At 59.4% G+C, this 22721-nt stretch carries 22 protein-coding genes; 12 read left to right on the top strand and 10 right to left on the bottom strand.

Going from position 1 to position 22721, the window contains the following annotated elements; all coding sequences use genetic code 11:
- Positions 1-36: 36 nt before the first annotated feature.
- From NW839_RS07780 to NW839_RS07765, 4 genes are all read left to right on the top strand, one after another.
- Positions 37-270 (top strand): hypothetical protein, encoded by a 234-nt coding sequence (locus NW839_RS07780; RefSeq protein ID WP_414343466.1) that lies wholly within the window; start codon positions 37-39, stop codon positions 268-270.
- A gap of 145 nt (positions 271-415) precedes the next feature.
- Complete coding sequence (locus NW839_RS07775; protein ID WP_414349779.1) at positions 416-2929, top strand: DUF3656 domain-containing U32 family peptidase; 2514 nt, start codon at positions 416-418, stop codon at positions 2927-2929.
- A gap of 164 nt (positions 2930-3093) precedes the next feature.
- Positions 3094-3618, top strand: coding sequence for an acetolactate synthase small subunit (gene ilvN, locus NW839_RS07770; RefSeq protein ID WP_011432604.1), 525 nt, complete (start codon positions 3094-3096; stop codon positions 3616-3618).
- 74 nt (positions 3619-3692) lie between these two features.
- Positions 3693-4274 (top strand): hypothetical protein, encoded by a 582-nt coding sequence (locus NW839_RS07765; RefSeq protein WP_414349778.1) that lies wholly within the window; start codon positions 3693-3695, stop codon positions 4272-4274.
- A gap of 25 nt (positions 4275-4299) precedes the next feature.
- Here NW839_RS07765 and NW839_RS07760 read toward each other — a convergent pair whose 3' ends face one another.
- Complete coding sequence (locus tag NW839_RS07760; RefSeq protein WP_414349777.1) at positions 4300-5046, bottom strand: DUF3120 domain-containing protein; 747 nt, start codon at positions 5044-5046, stop codon at positions 4300-4302.
- 181 nt (positions 5047-5227) lie between these two features.
- Between NW839_RS07760 and NW839_RS07755 the strand changes: the two genes are divergently transcribed.
- The gene (locus tag NW839_RS07755) at positions 5228-6271 is read left to right on the top strand and encodes a glucokinase (protein WP_414349776.1); all 1044 of its coding nucleotides are present in this window, start codon (positions 5228-5230) and stop codon (positions 6269-6271) included.
- A 13-nt stretch (positions 6272-6284) separates the two neighbouring features.
- Here NW839_RS07755 and NW839_RS07750 read toward each other — a convergent pair whose 3' ends face one another.
- Positions 6285-6464, bottom strand: coding sequence for a hypothetical protein (locus NW839_RS07750; RefSeq protein WP_414349775.1), 180 nt, complete (start codon positions 6462-6464; stop codon positions 6285-6287).
- A gap of 92 nt (positions 6465-6556) precedes the next feature.
- On the opposite strand from NW839_RS07750, the gene NW839_RS07745 reads away from it, so the two are divergent.
- Positions 6557-7561, top strand: coding sequence for a methyltransferase domain-containing protein (locus NW839_RS07745; RefSeq protein ID WP_414349774.1), 1005 nt, complete (start codon positions 6557-6559; stop codon positions 7559-7561).
- Here NW839_RS07745 and NW839_RS07740 read toward each other — a convergent pair.
- The 3 genes from NW839_RS07740 to NW839_RS07730 form a co-directional block, all read right to left on the bottom strand.
- Positions 7498-9225, bottom strand: coding sequence for a helicase HerA domain-containing protein (locus NW839_RS07740; protein ID WP_414349773.1), 1728 nt, complete (start codon positions 9223-9225; stop codon positions 7498-7500). The genes NW839_RS07745 and NW839_RS07740 overlap by 64 nt on opposite strands.
- 31 nt (positions 9226-9256) lie before the next feature.
- Positions 9257-10060 carry an Ig-like domain-containing protein gene (locus NW839_RS07735; RefSeq protein ID WP_414349772.1) on the bottom strand — a complete coding sequence of 268 codons (804 nt, stop codon included), beginning with the start codon at positions 10058-10060 and terminating at the stop codon, positions 9257-9259.
- 257 nt (positions 10061-10317) lie between these two features.
- The gene (locus NW839_RS07730) at positions 10318-10686 is read right to left on the bottom strand and encodes an AbrB family transcriptional regulator (RefSeq protein WP_011432615.1); all 369 of its coding nucleotides are present in this window, start codon (positions 10684-10686) and stop codon (positions 10318-10320) included.
- Positions 10687-11013: 327 nt separating this feature from the next.
- Between NW839_RS07730 and coaBC the strand changes: the two genes are divergently transcribed.
- Positions 11014-12252 (top strand): bifunctional phosphopantothenoylcysteine decarboxylase/phosphopantothenate--cysteine ligase CoaBC, encoded by a 1239-nt coding sequence (coaBC, locus tag NW839_RS07725; RefSeq protein WP_414349781.1) that lies wholly within the window; start codon positions 11014-11016, stop codon positions 12250-12252.
- An 89-nt stretch (positions 12253-12341) separates the two neighbouring features.
- On the opposite strand, the gene sppA is transcribed toward coaBC, so the two are convergent.
- The 5 genes from sppA to NW839_RS07700 form a co-directional block, all read right to left on the bottom strand.
- Positions 12342-13148 (bottom strand): signal peptide peptidase SppA, encoded by an 807-nt coding sequence (sppA, locus tag NW839_RS07720; protein WP_414349771.1) that lies wholly within the window; start codon positions 13146-13148, stop codon positions 12342-12344.
- A 75-nt stretch (positions 13149-13223) separates the two neighbouring features.
- A complete protein-coding gene (fabG, locus tag NW839_RS07715; protein ID WP_414349770.1) occupies positions 13224-13928 on the bottom strand; it encodes a 3-oxoacyl-ACP reductase FabG in 705 nt (234 codons plus the stop codon).
- A gap of 105 nt (positions 13929-14033) precedes the next feature.
- Positions 14034-14930 carry a 16S rRNA (adenine(1518)-N(6)/adenine(1519)-N(6))-dimethyltransferase RsmA gene (gene rsmA / locus NW839_RS07710; RefSeq protein WP_414349769.1) on the bottom strand — a complete coding sequence of 299 codons (897 nt, stop codon included), beginning with the start codon at positions 14928-14930 and terminating at the stop codon, positions 14034-14036.
- Entirely contained in the window at positions 14927-16666 is a 1740-nt protein-coding gene (locus NW839_RS07705) for a sensor histidine kinase (RefSeq protein ID WP_414380562.1), read from the bottom strand. Before NW839_RS07705 ends, rsmA begins: the two co-directional genes overlap by 4 nt.
- Before the next feature lie 44 nt (positions 16667-16710).
- Positions 16711-17844, bottom strand: a complete 1134-nt coding sequence (locus NW839_RS07700) for a PIN/TRAM domain-containing protein (RefSeq protein WP_414349767.1) — start codon at positions 17842-17844, stop codon at positions 16711-16713.
- Between the two features lie 221 nt (positions 17845-18065).
- On the opposite strand from NW839_RS07700, the gene NW839_RS07695 reads away from it, so the two are divergent.
- From NW839_RS07695 to NW839_RS07675, 5 genes are all read left to right on the top strand, one after another.
- A complete protein-coding gene (locus NW839_RS07695) occupies positions 18066-18308 on the top strand; it encodes a NifU family protein (protein WP_011432622.1) in 243 nt (80 codons plus the stop codon).
- 160 nt (positions 18309-18468) lie between these two features.
- Positions 18469-19566: an RIP metalloprotease RseP gene (gene rseP / locus NW839_RS07690; RefSeq protein ID WP_414349766.1), complete on the top strand. Its 1098-nt coding sequence runs from the start codon at positions 18469-18471 to the stop codon at positions 19564-19566.
- Between the two features lie 6 nt (positions 19567-19572).
- On the top strand, positions 19573-20277 hold the full coding sequence (gene nth / locus NW839_RS07685; protein ID WP_414349765.1) for an endonuclease III: 705 nt from the start codon (positions 19573-19575) through the stop codon (positions 20275-20277).
- 102 nt (positions 20278-20379) lie between these two features.
- The gene (rapZ, locus tag NW839_RS07680; protein WP_414349764.1) at positions 20380-21363 is read left to right on the top strand and encodes an RNase adapter RapZ; all 984 of its coding nucleotides are present in this window, start codon (positions 20380-20382) and stop codon (positions 21361-21363) included.
- Positions 21356-22720 carry a gluconeogenesis factor YvcK family protein gene (locus NW839_RS07675; RefSeq protein ID WP_011432626.1) on the top strand — a complete coding sequence of 455 codons (1365 nt, stop codon included), beginning with the start codon at positions 21356-21358 and terminating at the stop codon, positions 22718-22720. The genes rapZ and NW839_RS07675 overlap by 8 nt, the downstream gene beginning before the upstream one ends.
- The last annotated feature ends 1 nt before the right edge of the window (position 22721 follow it).

Genomic DNA, 22721 nt, shown 5'->3' with positions numbered 1-22721 from the left:
ACAAACAGAATGCTATCGCTGCATAGTTGAACAGTGATGTTCAGCAGTGTTCAGCGTAAATGTATCAGCATTGAGTCATGGCTTAAGATCTTCACCGCTGAATTCAACCAATTTGAGACCATCAACGCTACTCAGGCCTGGTCTTTGTTTTTCACCATCAGCGCTTCCGATCGGCTGCTGGGTGACAACCCGGCTGTTGGCCGCTACCTAACGTTGGCTTTGTTCAGCGCCGTCCTCACCGGGATCCTGAATGTGCTGGTGGCTTCTTAGCTAGACCCTTTGCGGACGGAACGAGTTTTTTGTTAAGAGGCCGCCGGCAGAGGCAGCTTGACCTGAGACAAGGGGATCCTGCTCTCAGGTTTTTTGATTTTGAATGGGAAAGGATCCCTTGTTCTCTTTGTGGGGCTGTCTTCCGATGAAAGCTGCTGGGATAGATTTCGCGGAAACGGATCACTTTGAGGCGCCGCCTCTGACCACCAAGTTGCCCCTGCTGCTGGCCCCGGCGGGGGATTGGGAGTGTGCCAAGGCGGCAGTGGAAAACGGAGCCGATGCCATTTACTTTGGGCTGGAGCGCTTCAACGCCCGGATGCGCGCCCGCAACTTTACGGAAGCGGATTTGCCGGAACTGATGGCCTGGCTGCACCGGCGGGGGGTACGGGGCTATGTTACTTTAAATACCCTGGTTTTTCCAAGGGAGCTGACGGAAGCCGAGGGATACATCCGCTCGATGATTGCGGCGGGGGTGGATGCGGTGATTGTGCAGGATATTGGCATCGCCCGCCTGATCCGGCATCTTTCCCCCGATTTCCCCATCCATGCTTCCACGCAAATGACCATCACCAGTGGAGTGGGAGCGGAGTTTGCCGCTGAGCTGGGCTGTGAGGTGGTGGTGCTGGCGCGGGAATGTTCCCTCCAGGAAATCGCCCAGATCCAGGCCTATCTGCAAGAGAAGGGATCCTCCCTATCTCTGGAGGTCTTTGTGCATGGGGCGTTGTGCGTGGCCTACTCGGGGCAATGTCTGACCAGCGAGGCGCTGGGGGGGCGTTCGGCCAATCGGGGGGAATGTGCCCAAGCCTGCCGCATGCCCTATGAGCTGGTGGTAGACGGGATCCGCCGCGACTTGGGGGAGAAGCGGTATCTGCTCAGCCCTCAAGATTTGGCCGGGCTGGAGGTGCTGCCGGAGCTGGTGAAGCTGGGGATCCGCTGTCTGAAAATTGAGGGCCGGCTGAAATCCCCAGAATATGTAGCCAATGTAACGCGGGTGTATCGGCAGGCCTTGGATGCGCTGGGAGCGGGGCAGCCGTGGCAGCCCTCGCAACAGGAACGCTACGAGCTGGAGATGAGCTTTTCTCGTGGGCTCTACACAGGCTGGCTGCGGGGCATCAACAACCAGGAGCTGGTGCACGCGCGGTTTGGCAAGAAACGGGGGGTTTACCTGGGGCAGGTGGTGGGGATCCAACAGGATCAGGTGGGGATCCGGCTGGAGGCACCCCTCAAAGCTGGGGACGGCGTGGTGTTTGACCAGGGGCAGCCGGAGTTGCCGGAGCAGGGGGGGCGAGTTTACCGGGTGCAAGAGAAGCAGGGGCTGGCCTGGCTCAGCTTCGGAGAGGGGGTCATTGATCTCAAACGTCTGCGGGTGGGGGATCGCCTCTGGAAGACCAGCGACCCGGAACTGGAAAAGCGCCTGCGCCAAAGCTACGCCGGGGATCACCCCCGCTTTCAGCGGCCTGTCCACATGGAGGTTCACGGCCAAGTGGGATCCCCGCTGACGCTGATCCTGCGGGATGAGCAAGGCCATACGGTGCAGGTGGATTCGCCGCTGCCCCTGGAAGCTGCCCACCGCCAACCCCTCACCACCGAAAAACTGCGACAGCAACTGGGCCGTTTGGGCTCCACTCCCTTCAAGTTGGGATCCCTGCACAATGCCTTGCAGGGGGAGGTAATGCTGCCGGTGAGCCTGCTCAACCAGATGCGCCGACAAGCGGTGGAACGCCTACAAGCTCTGCGAGCTCAGCCCCCGCGCTGGCAACTCAATCCCGAAGCTCGCTGGCAAGATCTGGTGCCTTCTCAGGAGGAGCCCGAAAGGGGATCCCCGCAGTTGGTGGTGTTGGTGCGGGATCCGGCGCAACTGCCGGCGGCGATAGCCAGCGGTATTAGGCAGATCTATCTGGAGTTTGAGGATCCCCGCCGCTATCGGGAGGTGATCCGCACAACCAAAGCCATCCATCCTGAGGTGGAGCTGTGGGCTGCCCCGCCCCGCATCACCAAGCCGGGAGAAACCTGGATCCTAAAGCAAGTGTTGGCCGCTGGGGCCGATGGCTACTTGGTGAGAAATTACGACCATCTCCGTTTTTTTGCCGGGCAGCGCTGCATTGGGGATTTTTCCTTGAATGTGGCCAATCCCATCACGGCCCACTATCTCAAAACCCGTTACAACCTGGAGCGCCTGACGGCTTCCTATGACCTCAACCACGAGCAACTGGGATCCCTGCTGCAAGCCGGCCCCGCACATAGGTATGAGGTTACCCTTCATCAACATATGCCCCTGTTCCACATGGAGCACTGCGTCTTTTGCGCCTTTTTATCCAGCGGAACGGATTACACCAATTGTGGTCGCCCATGTGAAAAACACGAGGTGAAGCTGAGGGACAGGGCCAATGTCGAGCACATTTTGAAGGCCGATGCCGGCTGTCGGAATACCCTCTACAACGGCAAGGCCCAAACGGGGGCAGAATATGTGCCGAAATTATTGGCCTTGGGCCTGCGCTATCTGCGCATCGAATTTTTGCATGAATCCCCCGCCGAGATCCAACAAACCCTGCACCGCTATCAGCAACTCCTACAAGGTCAACTCAGCGGATCCCAACTGTGGCAGGAGCTGAAGCTACACAGCCAATTGGGGGTTACGCGCGGGTCTTTGGAGAGTTAACGGCTGCGCTGTCTTTCTCTAGGGCGCCGGCTCTGCAGCTGTGCTCCGACCGGAGCAATGCGAAAAACATTCCGGCAAAGTTGGCGTAAAATTTCCTCAGGGTATTGTTATTCCCAGGTGCTTCCCCAACCTCTTCTCAGCTTTTTCTCTATCCTCTGGTTGCCGTGAAACACACCCTCAGCGCCCTCGTGCAGGATCAGCCTGGCGTTTTAACCCGCATTGCGGGGATGTTTGCCCGTCGCGGCTTTAACATCGACAGCCTCACCGTTGGCCCCACCGAACGACCGGGGATCTCTCGCATCACCATGGTGGTGCAGGGAGATGAACACGATGTGGAGCAGATGACGAAGCAGCTCTACAAGCTCATCGACGTGCTGAAAGTTACCGATATCACCCATGTTCCCTGCGTGGAACGGGAGCTGATGCTGGTCAAGGTCAATGCCAGCCCCGATACCCGCTCCGCCATTATGGATGTGGCCCAAATGTTTCGCGCCCGGATTGTGGATGTGGCGGAGGAGTCTTTGACTCTTGAGGTAACCGGGGATCCCGGCAAAATGGTGGCCATCATCAAGATGTTGACCAGCTTTGGCATCCGTGAGATCGCCCGTACCGGCCTGGTGGCTCTCACCCGCGAGTCCGGCGTGAATACGGAATACCTGAAGCAACACCCCACCTTAGTTACCGTCTGATGGCCTCAGGGGAAGCGATGCCAAAACTGGGGTGGAGTTGTAGGGGATCGGTTCTGCGGGGCACGATTAGCCTTGTGGCTATTGTGCTGGTGGGGCTGCTGGCCGGCTGCGGCCCTAGACCGCCAAAGCCGATTGTGCAGCAGGCCCTCGCCTATCAGATCGCTCATGTGTCCGGGCCGGTGGGATCCTTGGTGGGCAGTGACCAGCTAGCAGCCCGCCTGCAATTGCAGGATGTGAAAATCCGCCAGGATCGCCGTGAACCCTTGCTGTTGGCCTCAGGAGAAACCCTGGAAGGCCATCACCTCAGCGGCACCTACACCCTGAGCGTGCAGCCGCCGGGATCCCGCCGCCCCTATCGCCGCAAAGGGGATCCCTTCCAGATCACCCTGGCCCACCAAAAGGCACAAACTGTTGCTACACAACGCTCGCCCGACCGCGTCAAAACCGTGCCCGAACGGTGGCTGCTGGCCTACAGCTCACCGGATTCCAAGACTTGGGAGGTCATCGACTTTCTGCCTCAGCCCGCACCGGCACCGGAGTTGCCTCCTGCCGGGCCAGAACCTACACTGCCGGCAACTGCACCTGCTGCCGCCGACGTTGGCAGGACGGAGTCCGATGGAGCTCCCAGCCCTACCAATACTTCTACTCCCACCTGAAGCAGAGTTATGGGGATGTCCCAGCTCACCGCAGCAGAGCTGCCCCCCAGCCAAATAGCCCATCCACCAACAGGGTATTCAGCACTGCTCCCGCAAATGCCCAATGGTGCAAGCGGCGGGATCCCTGGACTCTCCACAATCCAACACCCAGCAACAGAAGGCCCAAGCCGATGCCCCAACCCAGGCCCCAGGGGGTAGCCATTTTGTCGAGGGCCGCCCTAAAAGGGACAACCGCCTGCTCCAACCGGTCAAACTGCATCGCCTGCCGCCACTCAGGCAGCAGCCCCACCGAGTGAATGTAGAGATCTGTAACCGCCGTACCCCACAGGGAGCCGAGATAAAACCAGGTACCGATGCGGGCAAACCGTCGCCGTGTCCCCCACCAGACAATCGGGATCCCCAAGGCTTCCATGGGCATGTGCCAAAGAGGCTCAAAGCGCAGCCATCCCCAATACAGGGATCCTGCCAGCCAAGTCAGGGTAAAGCCGTACAGCAAATCTCCCCACAGGCGGGTACGGGGCTGGGAGTAGAGATGCAAGCTAAGGCCCAGCCAGCCCAAAGACATCACCAAGCTGACCCAAGGGGCATACCGCACCAGGGGCGCTTGCACAAAAACGGGCAGACTCACGAGCAGAGCTGCCACTCCCCCAATGGCATGGTGGGATCGGAAACGCCTTTGAACCGAGAGAGGGTGGGGATCCAGCCCGGCCAAATGCTCAGAGGACAGCCAGAGCTCATCCTGGAGAGGGGGTAAAAAAGGTGTAGAAGACAAAATGCGATATTAAAAAACTTCACATCAGTTAACATACCACTTTCTTCGCCCTTCTCTCTTCTCGGCAGCGGATGTTCGTTTGCAGGAGGGAAGAAGCCCTGGGATTCCTTGGGGGCTGAAATTGGCATCCCCTCTCCAGAAATGCCAGGGTGGGAAGGAGGTGCTGGCCGGAGGAAACCGTATGGACTTGCTTTTGGCAGGAGATATTGGGGGCACCAAAACCAGCCTCAGCCTTGTCAATGCCGAGGATCCCGAGCACAGCCTTTACCACTGCCGCTATGCCAGCCAAGATTACGCCAACCTCGCCCCAATGGTGGGAGAGTTTCTGGCCCAGGCTCGGCGGGAGCTGGGGCGAGATCCACAGCCTGCTGCCGCCTGTTTTGCAGTGGCCGGCCCCGTCATGGAAACAAGGGGCTCAGGGTCTGAGGGACAGACTGCCAAAGTGACCAACTTGCCCTGGGATCTGCAGTCGAGCCAATTGGCCGCAGAGCTGGGGATCCCGCGCGTAGCCTTGATCAACGACTTCAGCGCTGTGGGGTATGGCGTGCTTGCCCTCGGCGACCAGGATCTGGACACCTTGCAAGTGGGTGAGCGTCAACCGCGGGCTCCGATTGGCGTGATGGGAGCAGGCACGGGTTTGGGGCAGGCTTACCTTACCTGGGGAGAAGGGGGTTACCAAGTTCATGCCAGCGAGGGCGGTCACGTGGACTTTTCCCCGCGCACCCCTCTGGAGTGGGAGCTCTTGAGGTATTTGCAAAAACGGCACGGACGTGTCTCCACCGAGCGGGTGGTCTCGGGGCAGGGGATCGTTGCCATTTATCAATTTTTGCGGGATAGCCAGTGGGGCTCAGGAGAAGAACAGCTGCTGGCCCAAATTGAGGCTTGGGAAAAGGGAGCTAAGCATATTGACCCGGCAGCCCAAATTGCCAATGCTGCCATGGAAGCACGGGATCCTCTGGCGGTGGAGTGTCTGCGGCTTTTCATCAGCCTGTACGGGGCTGCAGTCGGGAACTTTGCCCTACACCTATTGCCGCGCGGGGGCCTGTTCATCGCTGGGGGGATCGCGCCCAAGCTCTTGCGCCTACTGCATCGAGGGGAGTTTTTGTCCTCGTTTTTGGATAAGGGGCGGATGCGTCCTCTTCTGGAGCAACTGTCGGTGCAGGTGGTGGTGAATGCGCAGGTGGGGCTGAGGGGAGCTGCTCGCTACGCCGCCAACCTTTGGTAGGGAGCAGCCGCTGCTACTGAGGTTGCCGCCCCTGGAACACCCCATCCAGCAGGTGATGGCAGCGACCCCAACGGATGCTGGAATCGTGCTCGAAAATCTCGCCCAGCCGTCCTTTGCCCCGGACTCCATCTTGAGCCAGCAGATGGGGCAAGATGGGATTGCGCCTTTGCTGGGCTGGATTGGCAGACCCCACACCGGAAAGCACTCTGCCTGTGGCTCCGCCATCCAACTGACAATGATCGCCACCACGCAGAGGGACTTCATAGAAACTTCATGGTTGATCCGATGAATCCAATCTTTTGGGCTTTGGGCATAGCTGTGCTGCTGGCCGTGGGCTTGGCAGCCTATCTGTTGACTGCTCGCAAATACGAGTCTCCCGCCTCTGTGGCCAAGTCTTACGACGAGTGGACTCGGGATGGGATCCTAGAGTTTTACTGGGGCGAACACATTCACCTAGGCCACTACGGCTCTCCTCCCCAACGAAAAAATTTTCTGCAGGCCAAGCACGACTTTGTCCACGAGATGGTGCGCTGGGGCGGGTTGGATCGACTGCCTGCAGGGACAACCGTGTTGGATGTGGGCTGCGGCATTGGTGGGAGCTGCCGCATCTTGGCCCGCGACTACGGCTTTGTTGTAACCGGTATCACCATCAGTCCTCAGCAGGTGAAGCGGGCACAGGAGCTGACCCCCCCCGATCTCAAAGTTGAATTTCGGGTGGCCGACGCCCTTGATCTGCCCTTCCCCGATGCCAGCTTCGATGTGGTGTGGTCCATTGAGGCAGGGCCCCACATGCCGGACAAGGCCCGCTATGCCCAAGAGATGCTGCGGGTGTTGAAGCCAGGGGGAATCCTGGTGGTGGCGGACTGGAACCAGCGGGACGACCGGCAAAAGCCCCTGAACTTTTGGGAGCGGCTGGTGATGCGGCAACTGTTGGATCAATGGTCACACCCTTCCTTCTCCAGCATCGAAGGCTTTGCCGAGCAGTTGGAGGCTACTGGCGTGGTGGCGGGACGGGTAGAAACCGCCGACTGGACTCAGGAGACCCTTCCCTCTTGGCTGGATTCCATCTGGCAGGGTGTTGTCCGCCCTGAGGGCTTTCTCAGGTTTGGCTTGGTCGGCTTGGTGAAGTCCTTGCGGGAGGTACCCACCTTTTTGCTGATGCGGCTGGCTTTCGGCACAGGGCTGTGTCGCTTTGGCATGTTCCGAGCGGTGCGGGCAGCTTGTGCTCACAGCCCCAGCTCGGACTTAGCCTGTTGGGCGGCCAGGAGCACCTCCGCATCCTCAGCCTGAGACCAGTCAGGATCGGCAATTTCGGCGTAGAACCGCTGGTCGTAGGAGCGGGTTTGCACCACCACCGGCATAGGCACAGCGTGGCCGAGAAGGAGGGCCTGTTGCTTGGAATCCAGCTTGGCCAACACCGTTTTCAGGTTCTGGCTGCCCGCCACCCCTGTGAATACCGCCTCGATATCTTGGTCGTCGTTGAGGAGTGCCGTAATGCGAGTGCCCAACTGCGACATCACTTCGCTATCGATGCGGGAAGGGCGTTGATCCACCACCAGCAGCGTGACAAAGTACTTGCGCATCTCGCGGGCAATGGTGCCGAAAATGGTCTGCTTGGCTGCCCGCGGATTCAAAAAGCGATGGGCCTCCTCAATGGTGATGCATAGTTGACGGGGCTTGTCGAGGGGATTTTTGGATTGCAAGTACCGCTCCGTCTGATGTACGTAGGCCTGGTGAATGCGGCGGGTGATGACGTTGGCCGCCAACATGTAGGAGAGCAGGTTGGACTGGGATCCAAACTCGATAACCACGTGAATGCCGCGGCTGAGGGCATCCAAAATCTGGCCGATGTAGTTGTGGGGCAGGGTGCTGCGGATGTACTTGAGGTTGTCAAGGCGGGTGAGCTTGCGCTGCAGGGCCATCATCGAGGCTTTGTTGCCCATTTTCTGTTCGCAAAACTCTTGAATCTCGGTGTTGGAAAGGCTCAAGAGGCGGCTGATCCAGTCGCGGCCAAACTCGTTGCGCAGGATAATGGCGTTTTCCAGGCTGGCTTCCGATAGGTTCAGCTCCTCTGCCAACAGGGCCAGATCCTCCACCTCGATCTGGTTGTAGGCGATGAAGAGCTCCTGCGCATCCCGCACCCCTCGCCGCCGGGTGGAATCAGGATCCAGGGTATAGATCTGTACCTGACCGGGAAAGAGCTGCCGCAAGCCCTTGACGGTGCTGGCGTGTTTGTCTTCGCTGGCCGCCTCCCAGCCGTACTCGGAGTGCATGTCAAAGATCAAGTTCACCGCTGCCCGTTTGCGGATGATGCCGGCCAGGATCAGGCGGGCTAGAAAGGACTTGCCGGTGCCCGATTTGCCGAAAATGCCGTTGCTGCGCTCCACCCAGCGATCCAAGTCCAAACAGATGGGCACAGCCATGTCGAGGGGCTGGCCGATAGCAAAGTTGCGCCGCTCCGGGTCGTCTTCCCAGCCGAAGACGGTGCGAAAGTCCAGTTCCCGTGCCTCATACACTTGCGAAAAATGGGCGGGCACTGTTTTCACGGGCAGCAGCTCCATGGCGCCAGAGGAAGGGGGTTCTTGGCCGAGGGGAGCTGCCAACGCTTCTGGCCGTTCGGGATTGACCAGGGGATACAGCCTTTCCCCTTCCGTCTGCCGCGGCACCAACATCAGCATCGGGGTGAGGGCAATAATGCCGTAGGTGCCGGTACCGGCCAGCACCTCCTGCAGCAAGGTCTCTTCCGGGCGGGGGGGATTGACCAGAATTTGGGGGTTGCTGGTTTCTAGGGTAACGTCAGTAAGCAGGCCAAAGAAGCGGTTGCGCTGCCCCTGGATCACCACGAATTTGCCCACCCGCAAGTCTTCTACCGAGACACCGGGATTGAGGCGAGCTTCCAGCCCTCGACTCAGGGATCCCTGAATCACGGTGGCCAAAGGTTGAGGAGGGGTCATGGCAGTGGGGGTTGGGTTCCAGATGCCTTATTCAGTTGCCCATCTGTAAGCGGGCGCTGGTGCGGGGGGCGCCATCCTGCACAATCCAGGTGCGGACGATCTCCACTTCCTCCGGCGTCCAAAAGCCCAGACGGGACAGGGGCAGCCCGCGGGCCTGAATGTAAGCAATCTCAGGGGATCCGCCGCGAGCTTGGGGGCGGTTGGGGTTAATGGCGTTGAGGATGTAGGCGTGGCGGCTCGTCCACCGGGGATTGATCAACTCGCTATTGGGATCCCCGGGCCTGACATAGGCCATCGTGGCCTCATAACTGTCCAGCAACTGGGTGCGCTGCCGTCCTGCCGGCTGATGGCAACCCACACAACTGGCTTCTAGCAGCGGTTTGACATCCCGTTCGTAGGTAAATTGCGGTTCGGTGCGAAAACTCAGCTGAATGGCCTGCTCGAGGGGCAGCCCCTCTTGGGGAGAAAGCGTGAGGGTGTAACGGGTGCTAAAGCGCAAGGGATCCCGAGGCTTAAGCAACAACTCGTCTCCCTGCACATCAAAAATAACCGCTGCCGGCGGATCCAACTGAACCGCCAGACGTTGTAGATTGGGATCCAGTGGCCGATTGAATTGCAGCCGAATGACTCCATCCACAAAAACATCCTGCTGTTCGGGGGTAGGCTGGGAAGACACCCACTCCAAAAATGCCTGACTTTGAGAAGCATTCGACTGAGGCCAAACTTGCCGATGAGACTCGATGACAAAGAACGCTGCTGCCAACAACAACAGCCCCGCCCAAGTTCGCCACCGCCGCCAATGGCGAAAGACATTTGGCACGGTCGGAGTGTTCATTGTTGCAGACCCAATTCAACTGTTGTCAGAATAGCGAACTTGCCCACACTTCAGCCACCGATGGGATACAAAGTGCCAGGGATCCCCAGCGGATCATGAGGATCCCTTGTTCTGAAAAGTAGAGAAACAATAAACACCGGAGCGAAAGGAAGAGGTCGCTGCTCCCAAGCCCCTGAGGGCTAAAAAGAATACCGAGGGCTTTACCCTGGCTGAGATGAGATCACCAGCAGGGAAAAGCGGCACAGGGAGGCAGCAAATCAGTTGACCCGCTCCAGCTTGATGTTGTGGTGGCCCAGCTTGATCTCAAACTCATCTCCGGGCTTGAGGCCCATCTTCTTGGTGTAGGCAGCTCCGATCAGGAGATTGCCATTCTTATGAACCGAAACCCGGAAGGTAGGAGCGCGGCCACGGGATCCATTTTCGTCACTAGCGCCGAGATCCACGCCAACGGCCTTCAACAGGGCGTTGTTAAACTGCATCAGATTCACTCGCTCCTGACCATTCTTGGTGTAGGTGACATAACCACAGGCGCGAGCTTTTTCCTTGCGATCCGCATTTCCCATTGAAGTTACCTTGTCGAGGAGCTCTTGGCCAGTGAGTGGTTTTGGTTTACTGGTTGTAGCCATATCGAGATGGTTTTAGGGACAACTGTTAGTGTAGCCAGAAACAAACAGGGATTGCAATAGAGTTTGATCCAACTCTTCTTAATTAGAGGGAATGAGTGAGCGACTGCAATGGGATCTGAGGGCTGGTTGCGCAAAACAGCAGTGGGGAATTCCCTCTAAAGGCCAGAACCTGTGGGGGAGACTTTGGCTGAAATGGGGAATGATAGGCTCTCAGGCCCTATTCTCGACAGGGTCAAAAGTATCTTTGGGCGAGGGATCCCCGCTTCGCCGCCGGAATTGAGCAAAACCAGCGAAACTGGAAACAAGGCTGTTTGCGTGTCACTCGATATGGATCCCTTTTGGTCAGGGCGGCGTCTCCTCATTGGGGTGAGTGGGGGGATTGCTGCCTACAAAACGGCAGCTTTGGTGTCTGCTCTGGTGCAGCAGGGAGCAGAGCTCAAGGTGGTTTTGACAAAAGCTGCGGAACATTTTATTTCTCCTTTGACTTTTGCCACCTTGTCCCGCCAGCCGGCTTTTACGGATGCCGCCTTTTGGCAAGCAACACGAGGACGACCGCTGCACATCGAGTTGGGGGAATGGGCGGAGGCTCTCCTCATTGCACCCTTGTCGGCCAACACCTTGGGCAAGTTGGCTCATGGGCTGGCGGATAACTTGCTCACCAATGTGGTTTTGGCTTCCCGGTGTCCGGTGGCGGTGGCACCGGCTATGAATACGCAGATGTGGAAGGCGGAGAAGGTGGCCGAGAATTGGCAGCGGCTACACCAGGATCCCCGTTTTTGGGCCTTGCCGACGGCCAGTGGCCGCCTGGCCTGTGATGCGGTGGGGGAAGGGCGCATGTTGGAGCCGGAGGCGCTGCAGGAGTATGTGCGGGCTTTGCTCTGGACAGGGGGGAAAAAAGATTGGCAGGGCAAGCGGGTGTTGGTGACGGCGGGGGGTACACGGGAGCCCATCGACGCGGTGCGTTTTATCGGCAACCCGGCCAGTGGTCGGATGGGAGTGGCGCTGGCGGTGGCGGCAGCCTGCCGGGGGGCGACAGTGACGCTGGTCCATGGGCCGTTGGGGATCCCCTTTGATCCAGCGCCCTTCGCCATTCGGGCCATTCCGGTGGAGACGGCAGCCCAACTGGAGGCGGCTTTGCAGGCGGAATTTCCCCAGGTGGATCTCTTGTGGATGGCTGCTGCTGTGGGGGATGTGCGCCCCTCCCAGGTTTATCCGGGGAAGCTGCCTAAAGCCGAACTGCCCCAGATGTTGCCGTTGGAGCCGATCCCTGACCTGGTGGCAGCCCTGGCCCGCCACAAACGCCCTGGCCAACGCCTCATCGGCTTTGCCGCCCAAAGTGGGGATCCCTTGCCACCGGCCAGAGAGAAGCTCCGCCAGAAGGGCCTGGATGCTATTGTGGCCAACCCCATCGACCAACCGGATAGCGGCTTTGGCAGCAGCCACAACCAAGGCTATTGGATCCCCCAGCAGGGAAGTCCAGAGCGGATCCCATTGGCAACCAAGCCAACCCTGGCCCACCGGCTGCTGGATCTGGCCCGGCAATTGGAGTTGGGCTACTTTAGTTAAACTCCCTCTCCCTCTGGAAGAGGGGCCGGGGGTGGGGGCTGTGCGGTACAGAACGCTAAACTTCCCGGAATAGCTGTTCGCGAACTGCCTCAAGAACCTGTGTAAAGCCACAGGGGCAAGCCCGAGGTGATCACTTCAAACTGCAGACGGGCCAAGGCTTCTGCTGCCGGCAAAAACCGAGACCAACCTCTGCGCCGCGGGAGCAGGTCGTAGAACTTCGCATCCGTCGGCAAACCCGCCAGCTCTGCCGCCCAAAGGCGGGCATCTTCCTCTGTGCCCAAGCGATCCACCACACCCAAGTGGAGGGCCTGCTCTCCGCTGAAAATGCGGCCATCGGCAAAAGTTTTGACCACATTCAAACTCAACTTGCGGGCAGCAGCAACCGTCTGCACAAACTGGCCGTAGGTGATGTCGATCAACTCTTGCAGGATGTTTCGCTCTTCTGGGGTCAGCTCGCGATCAAACGAGAGAATATCTTTGTAGGGGCCAGACTTAATTACCTTAAATGAAATCCCCACCTTATCCAGGAGGCGTTCGATATTATTGCCTCGAATGATCACGCCAATGCTACCGGTGATCGTTCCTGGGTTGGCGACAATTTTTTCGGCTCCCATGGCAATATAAACCCCCCCAGAGGCGGCAATGTTGCCAAAGCTGGCGACAATACGGGTGCCCTTTTTCTCTCGCAAACGCAAGAGGGCATTGTAGATTTCTTGGGAGTCGGCCACCGTCCCACCTGGACTATCGATGCGCAGCACCACAGCAGGGATCTGGTTTTCTTCCGCCTCTTTCAGGGCCTTGAGAACCCGCTCGCGAGTTTTGCCATCAATAGCCCCTGCCACCTCAATGCGGCCGATTTGCCGGCGCAAGCCACCCAAGAATAACCGCTTCAGCATGGAAAAAAACTGGATAGAGATTAAGTGCATATTCTGTATCATGAATGGCGGCTTGTGGCCCGGTCAACCAGTTGCCTAGATGTTGCCATACACCGGGAGCACCACCCCCCGCAGATCCCGCGCTGCTTCTGAGACCAAAAAGGCGATCACCTGCCCGATGGACTCTGGCTTGACCCACAGCTCGGCTTGCTCGGATCCCATGGCAGCTCGGTTGGCGGGCGTGTCGATGAGGCTGGGCAGGATGACGTTGGCTGTGATGTCTGTGCCTTTGGTTTCGGCGGCAATGGTACGGGTCAGGGCCACCACCCCTGCTTTGGAAGCGCAGTAGGCAGCCAATTGCGGGCCCGGCTCCACCGCTCCGCGGGATCCCACCGTTACAATCCGCCCATAGCCCTGTTGCCACATTCTGCGCAGGCTGTGCTTGCAGGTCAGAAAAGTGGTGGTGAGGTTGAGGTCGAAGTCGCGATACCAGTCCGCCAAGCTGTACTCGTGGGTGGGGCCCATGGCAAAGCCCCCCACCAGGTGGATCAGCCCATCCACGCGGGGTAGGTCGGCAATGACGCGGGCAACCGCCGCCTCATCTGTTAAATCCACTTGCACAAAGCGAACCCGATCCAGAGCATTGGCCGGCAGGCGCTCCCGCAAAATGGTGAGATCTTTTTCTTGTCGATAGGTCAAGGTCAGCTCTGCGCCGCTGGCCAGCACCACGGGAACCACCCCCAAACCCAGCCCGCCTGTGCCACCGGTCAAGAGGATTTGCTTGCCTTGGTTGCCCTGCATGGATGCACCTGCATTGACGAAAGGGATCCAAAACAAATTGGGAGGGGAGTGCAAAAAAACTCAGAGGATTTTGAGATCCATCCAACTGAGCTTCCCTCTCTCACCCTACCCCGGTTCCTGCCCCTCTTGAAGAACAACAGCCCTTTTGGGCGCTTTCTCCAGCAGCAGGTCGCTCAAGGCGAGCCAGTGGGGCAGGGCCAGCTCTTCGGCGCGGGCATCGGGGTTGAGGCGGAGCTGAGCCAAAGCTGCTGCGACCACCTCTCGCTCCACCAAGCTTCCCAGGGCATTGACGAGCTTCTTGCGGCGGGTGGAGAACCCCTGTCGAAGGAGGTGGTTAAACCAGCAGGGATCCCGGACGGGGGTGGGGGCGGGGCGGGGGGTGAGGCGAATCACAGCAGATTCCACCTTGGGGGCGGGCTTGAAAGCGGTGGGGGGCACCCTGCAGATCAGCTCGCAATCGGCCAAATACTGCGTCCGCAGGCTCAGAGCACCATAGGCTTTGCTGCCGGGGCCGGCCTGCAAGCGCTCGGCCAGCTCTTTTTGCACCAGAAGGACAATGCGCTCGAACTGCCGAACCGGCTGGGCCGGGGATCCGAGCACCTTTTCCAAAATGGGGCCGGTCAGGTTGTAGGGGATATTGGCCACCAGCAGGCGGGGTTGAGGAGGCAGCGGCAGGCGGAGAAAATCTCCCTCCAGCAGGTGAAAACGGGGTTGGCCGGCGAACCGTTTTTGCAGCAGTCGGCACAGATCCCGGTCGATCTCCACCGCCACCACCTGGACACCCTGGGCCAGCAATCGCCGCGTCAGTTGGCCGGTGCCGGGGCCGATCTCCAGCACCCAAGTGGGATCCGCGTCTCCCTCTAGATCATTCAACTGGGCAGCCCGCACAATCGCCTCGTGAACAGCGGGATCCTTGAGCCAATGCTGACCAAACCGTTTACGAGGATAGGGCAACCGAGCGGTACCCAGAGGGGTTGCAGGAGCAATTGCCGGGTGGGTCATCGCTGGACTGAGTTGGGAACAGAAATCAAGGTGGGATCCGCATCCTCAGGTTTCTCTGGCTTGACAGGGATTGCCTCTGGGTTCGGATCCCCGCTCAGGAGCGGCTTGCGGTAGAGGGGCACCGTAAAGGTGACGGTGGATCCCAGCCCTTCGCCCAAGCTGTAGAAATTGATTTCCCCTCCCATCGCCTCCACCAGGCGTTGGCTGATGGCCAGGCCCAAGCCGGTTCCTCCATATTGGCGGGTGGTGGAACCATCCACCTGCGTGAAAGCCTGAAACAGCTTCTGCTGCTTTTCCAGCGATACCCCGATCCCGGTGTCGATGACGCGGATGCGGGCCAAACCCGGGTTGCCGGGCAGGATATCCGCTCGCACGGTTACCGAGCCCTTGGGGGTAAACTTGATGGCATTCCCCACCAAATTGAGCATGACCTGCAACAGGCGTTGGTAATCGCCCAAGAGCAAAATCTGATCCGAGGTGTTGGGCAGGTGGAAGCTCAGTTGTAGGCCCTTTTGGCTGGCCTGCAAGCTGGTCTTGGCCTCCACATCCTTAAACAAAGCTCGCAGGTCGCAGGGCTGGAACTCCAACTGCATTTTGCCCGCCTCGATCTTGGCGATATCCAGCACATCGTTGATTAGGGCCAGCAGGTGCAGGGCAGAGCGATAGGCCTCTTGCAAAAAGTCCAGCTCCTCTTCGCGGTTTTCGGCCATCCCGTCCAGCACCAGCTTGATAAAGCCGATGATCCCGTTGAGAGGGGTGCGCAGCTCGTGGGAGGTGTTGGCCAGGAATTGGCTTTTCAGTTGGTTGGCCGATTCCGCTTGGGCACGGGCCTGCTCCAGCTCCTTATTTTTCTGACGCAGAGTTTGGTTGGCTAACTGCAAGCGGGTTGCCAGTTGGCGACTTTGATCCAGCAAAATGGCGTGGGCAATGGCTGCGCCCAGGTAGGTGGCAATGCTCTGGAGTACCTGAATGTGGCTTGGCTGCCAAACAGGAACCCTGTTCGGATCCAGCATTTCCAGCCAGAGCAGGCTGTTGGCGTAGCCCTGGTAAGACATGGCAATGGCCAGATGTCGCCCCGCCTCCACCGGTTCTTCCTGTCTGAGGGCCTGCAACAAATGGGGGTAATCTGCCAGCTTCAGGGTCTGGTGGAGCAGGGAGGGATCCCCAGGATGGCGGCGGTACTCGGCATTGACCGTGAGGGAGTCTTGCCCCACCTCGTAGAGGGCCATCAGGCAGCGATCTACCTCAAACAGTTGCCCCAACTGCTCCACGGTCTGCTGGCACAGTTGCCGGATATCCAGGGAATGCCGGATGTTGCGCACCAACTGCGTCGTGATCCCCTGTACCGGATCGGCCGGGAGAGCATGGGGCTGGCTGTTGGGGCTGCTGGTTCCTCCGGCCAACGCAAAAGGCGTAGCCCCCAGCAACTTGCCCACTGCCGCAACCGCCACCACCTCCCCTTCCATGTCCCGTACAGGGTTGAGCGAAAGATGGAGATGCAACTTGTAGCGGGGCGAGAGCACCTGACATTCGTAGGAGAGGGGATCCCCGCTTGCAAACACCTGGTTGAGCTTAGCCTCATACTCCCCGGCGTTGGTCACCTCCCAAACTTGCTGTCCGCTCACGATGTGCTGAGGGTGGATGCCATATTTCTCGGCATCTTCCCAGTAAAAACTCCAGAAGCGCCTCTGGCGATCCTGCGTGTAGAACATCGGAGTGGGTCGGAGCACACCCATGGGGGAGGAGACCACCATTGCGTTAGGGGAACACAGGCCAAAACTCAGGTTTTTCCAGAGGAAGCCGGGCTGGCCGGATCAGAGGCCGGGCGGGTTAGTGGGGCAGGATCCTTGTTGAGGCGGGCGAAGATCATGCGGCCTGCTGAGGTTTGAATGGCGCTGGTCACAACCACAGAGCGGGTTTTGCCCACAGAGCGCTGTCCTTCTTCCACCACCACCATGGTGCCGTCTTCCAAGTAGCCCACCCCTTGACCTGGCTCTTTTCCTTCGCGGGTGATCTTGATATCAAAGCTATCGCCGGCAACATAGATGGGCCGCAGCGCCTCGGCCAACTCATTCACATTCAGCACCTTGACCCCCTGCAGAGCCGCCACCTTCTTCAGGTTGTAATCGGTGGTGAGCAGCGTTCCCCCCACGGTTTGGGTGAGGCGCACCAGCTTTTCATCGACAGTGGTCAGATCTGGATAGTTGGCTTCGTGAATAACGAAACGATCGGGGTAGGCCTCTCGCAAAGACTGCAGGGTATCCAAGCCTTTGCGGCCCCGCTCTCGTTTTTGGGCATCGGCTTTGTCGGCAATGGTCTGCAATTCCGTCAGCACAAAGCGAGGAACCACCAGGGTTCCTTCCAAAAAACCTGTCTCGATTAACTGAGCCACTCGGCCATCGATGATGGAGCTGGTGTCCAAAACCTTGGCCGTGGCAGCCACCACATTGCCCTCCGCCCAGAGGGCTGCCTGCAAAGCATAGTTGGGGTTAAACAGCCGCAGCAGCGAGGGGCCGTGGGTATCGGCCAGGCTGACCCCCAGATAGGCAAAGGCCAAGCTGAAAAAGACCGAAGCCAGTGGCTCGAGGAACCTGTTGAGTTGGGGAGGCAAGGGCAGCAAGTACACAGGAGCCATGGCCAGATTGGCGATCACCAAGCCGATCACCAACCCCACCGAGCGGCTGATCAACACGTCCGGCGGCAGGGAGCGCACATTGGCCTCGAAGCGACGGTAGCTCCAGCGCACCAGGGATCCCAAAGCCAGTCCTGCCAGCACGCCAAAGCCGCTGGTGACGACACGGGCTCCTTCCACATTGGCCCCCTGAATGGCGGCAGGAGGGAGCAGATCCAGGCCATAAAACCCGAGGCCAGCTCCCGCCAACATGAAGATCATGACCAGTAAAGCGTCTAGCATAAGAAAAAAGACGGCCCTGCTGAGTGGGTGATGCTGCTGGGAATAGGCAAATCTGCTTCCTACTCATTCTAGTCGTCTGGTGTTGGAGGGATCCGGACAACCAAGCCAGCCCTCCTCCAGAAGGATTCAGACTATGCTGAAATCATAGCGATCCCTTGCCAGCTTGAGGGATCTGTGGAGAAACCGCTACAATCCAAATCTCAACGAGGCTAAAAGCAACCATGGCACAAGCACTGGAACTCAATACCGAGAACGTCGAGAAAGTCCTGAACGAGCTGCGTCCTTACTTGATGGCCGATGGGGGCAATGTGGAACTGGTGGAAATCGATGGCCCGGTGGTCAAGCTGCGCTTGCAGGGGGCCTGTGGAGCCTGCCCCAGCTCAACCATGACTTTGAAGATGGGCATTGAGCGCAAGTTGCGGGAAAGCATCCCCGACATTTTAGAAGTGGAGCAGGTATTCTGAGAGGCCCTTCTTCCGCTTTGGGTTTTTGTGAGATTTCTTTAGGATTCTTCTCAAGTGTTGGATTGGGTGCCTTGATCAACTTGATCAACAGTCCCATGGTCTCTGGGTAGCCTCTGGTGGCTCTCTGCTCCCCACTTCTGTGCCTTTTCAGAGCTAGCGCATGTCTGTTCTCCTCTCCATCGCCACTCTCGCCCTGCTGATCCTGGTGCATGAGGCAGGGCACTTTGCGGCAGCCAAACTCCAAGGGATCCATGTCAACCGCTTCTCGCTGGGGTTTGGGCCGGTGCTGTGGCGATACCAGGGCAGGGAGACAGAGTATGCCATTCGCGCCCTGCCGCTGGGGGGCTACGTGGGCTTTCCTGACGAGGATGAACATTCTCCCTACCCCCCCGACGACCCGGATCTGCTGAAAAACCGCCCCGTGCTGGATCGCCTGGTGGTGATGAGTGCAGGGGTGATGGCCAACCTGATCTTCGCCTATCTGGTGCTGGTGTTGATGTTCGCCTCGGTGGGGATCCCCTCGGTAACGCGCCTCCATCCCGGCATTCTCATCCCTCAGGTGATGCCCGATAGCCCGGCGGAGCGGGCCGGCCTGAAGGCAGGGGATGTGGTGTTGCAGGCAGCCGATCGCGATTACAGGGGGATTGCCGACGAGACGGCGGCCTTGGCAGCTCTGAACGATTTTCAGGTGCTGATCCGCAGCAGCGAGAACCGGCCCATTCCCCTGGAGGTGCAGCGTGGGGAAGGGGATCCCCTGCAGTTGACGGTGATCCCGGCGGCGCGGGGAGAGACGGTGGCCATTGGGGTGACCTTGGCCCCCAATCAAGAGGTGACCTTGCGCCCCGCCCAGAACGTGGCTGAGATCCTCACGGAGGCGGGAAATGCCTACCAGCGGGTGGTGATGCTCAATCTGAACGGCTTGCGGCAGTTGCTGCAGAATTTCCAAAGCACGGCTGCTCAGGTCTCCGGCCCGGTGGGGATCGTCAAGATCGGGGCGGATCTGGCCCGCGATGACGCCGCCAGCCTGTTTAATTTCACCGCTTTGATTAGCATTAACCTGGCCTTTCTCAACCTGTTGCCCCTGCCCGCCTTGGACGGGGGACACATTGCCTTTTTGATCCTGGAGGCGATTCGCGGCAAACGGCTGCCCAAGCATCTGGAGGAGCGGGTGATGCAGACGGGCTTGGTGTTGTTACTGGGATTGGGGGTGGTGCTGATCTTCAAAGACACCCTCGCCATTGTCACCGGGTCAGGCTAGGGGAAGATGGCCAGCAAACGGGCCCTGCGCCAGCGAGCTTTGGAGATCCTGCTTCGGCTGAAGCGCCACTACCCCAACTCCACCTGTGCCCTCCACTACCGGACGCCGCTGCAACTTTTGGTGGCAACCATCCTCTCCGCTCAGTGTACGGATGAGCGGGTGAATCAGGTAACGCCGGAGCTATTTCGTCGCTTCCCGGATGCCCAGGCCCTGGCGACAGCGCCGCGAGAGGAGATCGAGGCTCTCATCCATTCCACCGGCTTCTATCGCAACAAGGCCAAACACATTCAGGAAGCCTGCCGCAAGATCTTGAGCGATTTCGGTGGTCAAGTGCCCCGCACCATGCCGGAGCTGCTCACCCTACCCGGCGTAGCCCGCAAGACGGCCAATGTGGTGTTGGCTCATGCTTTTGGCATCAATGCCGGGGTTACCGTCGATACCCATGTTAAGCGCCTCAGCCGCCGCCTCGGCCTCACTGAGCACGAGGATCCCGTGCGCGTCGAAAAGGATCTGATGCAGTTGTTGCCGCAGGCGGATTGGGAGAACTGGTCTATCCGTCTGATCGACCACGGGCGGGCCATCTGCACTGCCCGCAGGCCTCTGTGCCAGCAATGTTTTTTGGCGGATCTCTGCCCCAGCGCTCCTCTTCTGGGATCGGCTGCACCGGCCGAGAAAACGGATAAAAAAGCTACAAAAGCCTCGCCGGCCTGAGATGATGGTTTCTAGACGCCCCGCGTGGCTGAGCCCCCCATTCTTCCGGCGCTTGTTTTGGCCGCCTCTCGCCCTAGAATAAGCTCCATGCAGGATAAACCCATGTCAGTCGCGCCCCCCGTTCTGGTCATTGCCGGCCTGACGGGATCCGGGAAAACTTTGGCCATCCAGCAGTTGGAACAACTGGGGTACACCAGCCTAGAAGGGATCCCGCCTGCCCAGGTGATCCCCTTGGTTGAGGCGATGCGGACCCATCACGCTGCTTTGGCCATCAGCTTGAATCTCCACGCCCAGGAGTACCGGGATCAAGTTCCCACCCTGGCTGCTTGGGTGCAATCGCAAGGGATCCCTTTCCTATTCTTGGAGGCCCGCTCCCCAGTGTTGCTCAACCGTCTCAGCGCCCACCGCCGTCCCCATCCCTACGGGGAAGCTGCCGGTTTGTTGGAGGCCATTGAGCAAGAGCGGCTGGCTCTGGCCCCGGTGCGGGAACGCTGCACCCACTGGTTGGATACCTCCGACCTCAATGCCCAGCAACTGCGGCAGCAATTGCAAGCTTTGGTGCAAGGGATCCCCCAGCCCCTCAACCTAAGGCTGGTCAGCTTCGGTTTCAAATACGGCGTTCCCCCCGATGCCAACTTGCTGTTCGATGTGCGTTTTTTGCCCAACCCCTTCTTTCAGCCCCATCTGCGTCGCCTCACTGGGCAGGATCCCCTGCTGCAGGAGTTCTTGTTTGCGGATCCCATCACACAATCCACCTACCAGCACATCTTGTCCCTGATCAAAGCGTTTTGGCCCCACTACCGCGCAGAACGTCGCCCCCACCTGACTTTGGCTATCGGCTGTACCGGCGGTCAGCACCGCTCGGTGGCCCTGGTGGAGCGCCTGGCCCAGGATTTGCAGCCTTGGACTGTCCCTGCCGGCAACCACGTTCTTCCCGACCTGAATGTTCAGGTTCAGCATCGCCATCTGCTCGACTCTCAGCGGGAGCTGGAAGCCCGCTTTGGCCCGGCGCCCGGCGAAGCCGGCGTTGCCCAGCAACAGGTTAGGATCCCTTTGGCCGGCGTTCCTGCACCTTCCCATGCCTAAGCCTGTGCCCAGCAACAAGTCCGCCGCTTGGGGCATTCGCCGCCGCAAGGCTGCTTGGCCGGGAAGTGGCTGGAAATGGCTCTTTCCCGGTTTAGCCGTTAAACGCTGGCTGAGCCTGGCGGTTGGGGGCGTGCTGCTGATGGTGCTGGGCATTGCCATCTGGACGGAGTTGACCCCCATCTTTCGCCTGAAGCGGCTGATCGACATCACCCTGCGCTTGATTACCACTTGGATCCCGAACAACATCAGTGGCCCCCTGGTGACCGGGATCGGGCTGGTGATGGTGGTGCTGGGGTTTCGCAGCGCCATGCGCTCCATCGAGGATGTGCTGATCCCCGAGGGAGATGAAGCGCTGGTGGATAAGCTGTTGTCGCGGCGGCGTCTCAGCCGTGGTCCCCGCATTGTGGTACTGGGGGGCGGCACCGGCCTCTCCAACCTGCTGCGGGGTCTGAAGCGCTACAGCTCCAACATCACAGCCATTGTCACGGTGGCCGATGACGGGGGATCCTCAGGGCGTCTGCGGCGGGAGATCGGCGTTTTGCCCCCCGGCGATATCCGCAACTGCCTCACTGCTCTGGCCAACGAAGAAAAGCTGCTCACCGAGCTGTTTCAATATCGCTTCCAGTCGGGGGAAGGGCTAAGCGGCCACAGCTTCGGCAATTTGTTCATCACTGCCCTCACCGCGGTAACCGGCGGCGACTTGATTCGGGCCATCACTGCCACCTCGCAAGTCTTGGCCATTCAGGGGCGGGTGCTGCCGGCCACCCTGGCGGATGTTACCCTCTGGGCGGAGCTGAGCGATGGCCGCCGCGTGGTGGGAGAGTCCAACATTGCCAAAGCCGGAGGACGCATTTGCCGAATCGGCTGTGACCCCCCCAACCCTCCCGCCCTACCGGAAGTCATCGAGGCTATTGAGGCGGCAGAGTTTGTGGTGCTGGGGCCGGGTAGCCTCTACACCAGCATCATCCCTAACCTGTTGGTACCGGAAATTGTGGAAGCTCTGGCCAAAAATATGGCCCCCCACATCTACGTCTGCAACATCATGACCGAGCCGGGGGAAACCGACGGCTATACCGTTGGGGATCACGTCATGGCTTTGGATCGGGTGGCAGGAGTGCGCCTATTTGACGGCGTGCTGGTGCAGCGGGAGCCACCCTCCCCGCGCGCTTTGGAGCATTACCGCCGCAGCGGTTCTGAGTTTGTGGTGCTGGATCCCGACAAACTGGCTTACCTGGGCTGCCGTGCCGTTTTGGCTAACGTCATGCAAGAGGATCCAGAGACCGGCTTGGTGCGCCACAACCCCGAACGCTTGGCTGCAATGCTGATGCGCTGGTTCGACAGACATCGCCCCCTCTAGC

Origin of the sequence: Synechococcus sp. R5-15, assembly GCF_047462035.1 — a bacterium.
Lineage (GTDB): Bacteria > Cyanobacteriota > Cyanobacteriia > Thermostichales > Thermostichaceae > Thermostichus.
Note: the sequence above shows the minus strand (reverse complement) of the source record. Positions and strands in the feature narration are given on the sequence as shown.

Coding starts and splice junctions, on each gene's coding strand:
- NW839_RS07780 (WP_414343466.1), top strand. CDS start 37: ATGTTCAGCAGTGTTCAGCGTAAATGTATCAGCATTGAGTCATGGCTT.
- NW839_RS07775 (WP_414349779.1), top strand. CDS start 416: ATGAAAGCTGCTGGGATAGATTTCGCGGAAACGGATCACTTTGAGGCG.
- NW839_RS07755 (WP_414349776.1), top strand. CDS start 5,228: ATGGACTTGCTTTTGGCAGGAGATATTGGGGGCACCAAAACCAGCCTC.
- NW839_RS07745 (WP_414349774.1), top strand. CDS start 6,557: ATGAATCCAATCTTTTGGGCTTTGGGCATAGCTGTGCTGCTGGCCGTG.
- NW839_RS07740 (WP_414349773.1), bottom strand. CDS start 9,225: ATGACCCCTCCTCAACCTTTGGCCACCGTGATTCAGGGATCCCTGAGT.
- NW839_RS07735 (WP_414349772.1), bottom strand. CDS start 10,060: ATGAACACTCCGACCGTGCCAAATGTCTTTCGCCATTGGCGGCGGTGG.
- NW839_RS07730 (WP_011432615.1), bottom strand. CDS start 10,686: ATGGCTACAACCAGTAAACCAAAACCACTCACTGGCCAAGAGCTCCTC.
- coaBC (WP_414349781.1), top strand. CDS start 11,014: ATGGATCCCTTTTGGTCAGGGCGGCGTCTCCTCATTGGGGTGAGTGGG.
- sppA (WP_414349771.1), bottom strand. CDS start 13,148: ATGCTGAAGCGGTTATTCTTGGGTGGCTTGCGCCGGCAAATCGGCCGC.
- fabG (WP_414349770.1), bottom strand. CDS start 13,928: ATGCAGGGCAACCAAGGCAAGCAAATCCTCTTGACCGGTGGCACAGGC.
- rsmA (WP_414349769.1), bottom strand. CDS start 14,930: ATGACCCACCCGGCAATTGCTCCTGCAACCCCTCTGGGTACCGCTCGG.
- NW839_RS07705 (WP_414380562.1), bottom strand. CDS start 16,666: ATGGGTGTGCTCCGACCCACTCCGATGTTCTACACGCAGGATCGCCAG.
- NW839_RS07700 (WP_414349767.1), bottom strand. CDS start 17,844: ATGCTAGACGCTTTACTGGTCATGATCTTCATGTTGGCGGGAGCTGGC.
- NW839_RS07695 (WP_011432622.1), top strand. CDS start 18,066: ATGGCACAAGCACTGGAACTCAATACCGAGAACGTCGAGAAAGTCCTG.
- rseP (WP_414349766.1), top strand. CDS start 18,469: ATGTCTGTTCTCCTCTCCATCGCCACTCTCGCCCTGCTGATCCTGGTG.
- nth (WP_414349765.1), top strand. CDS start 19,573: ATGGCCAGCAAACGGGCCCTGCGCCAGCGAGCTTTGGAGATCCTGCTT.
- rapZ (WP_414349764.1), top strand. CDS start 20,380: ATGTCAGTCGCGCCCCCCGTTCTGGTCATTGCCGGCCTGACGGGATCC.
- NW839_RS07675 (WP_011432626.1), top strand. CDS start 21,356: ATGCCTAAGCCTGTGCCCAGCAACAAGTCCGCCGCTTGGGGCATTCGC.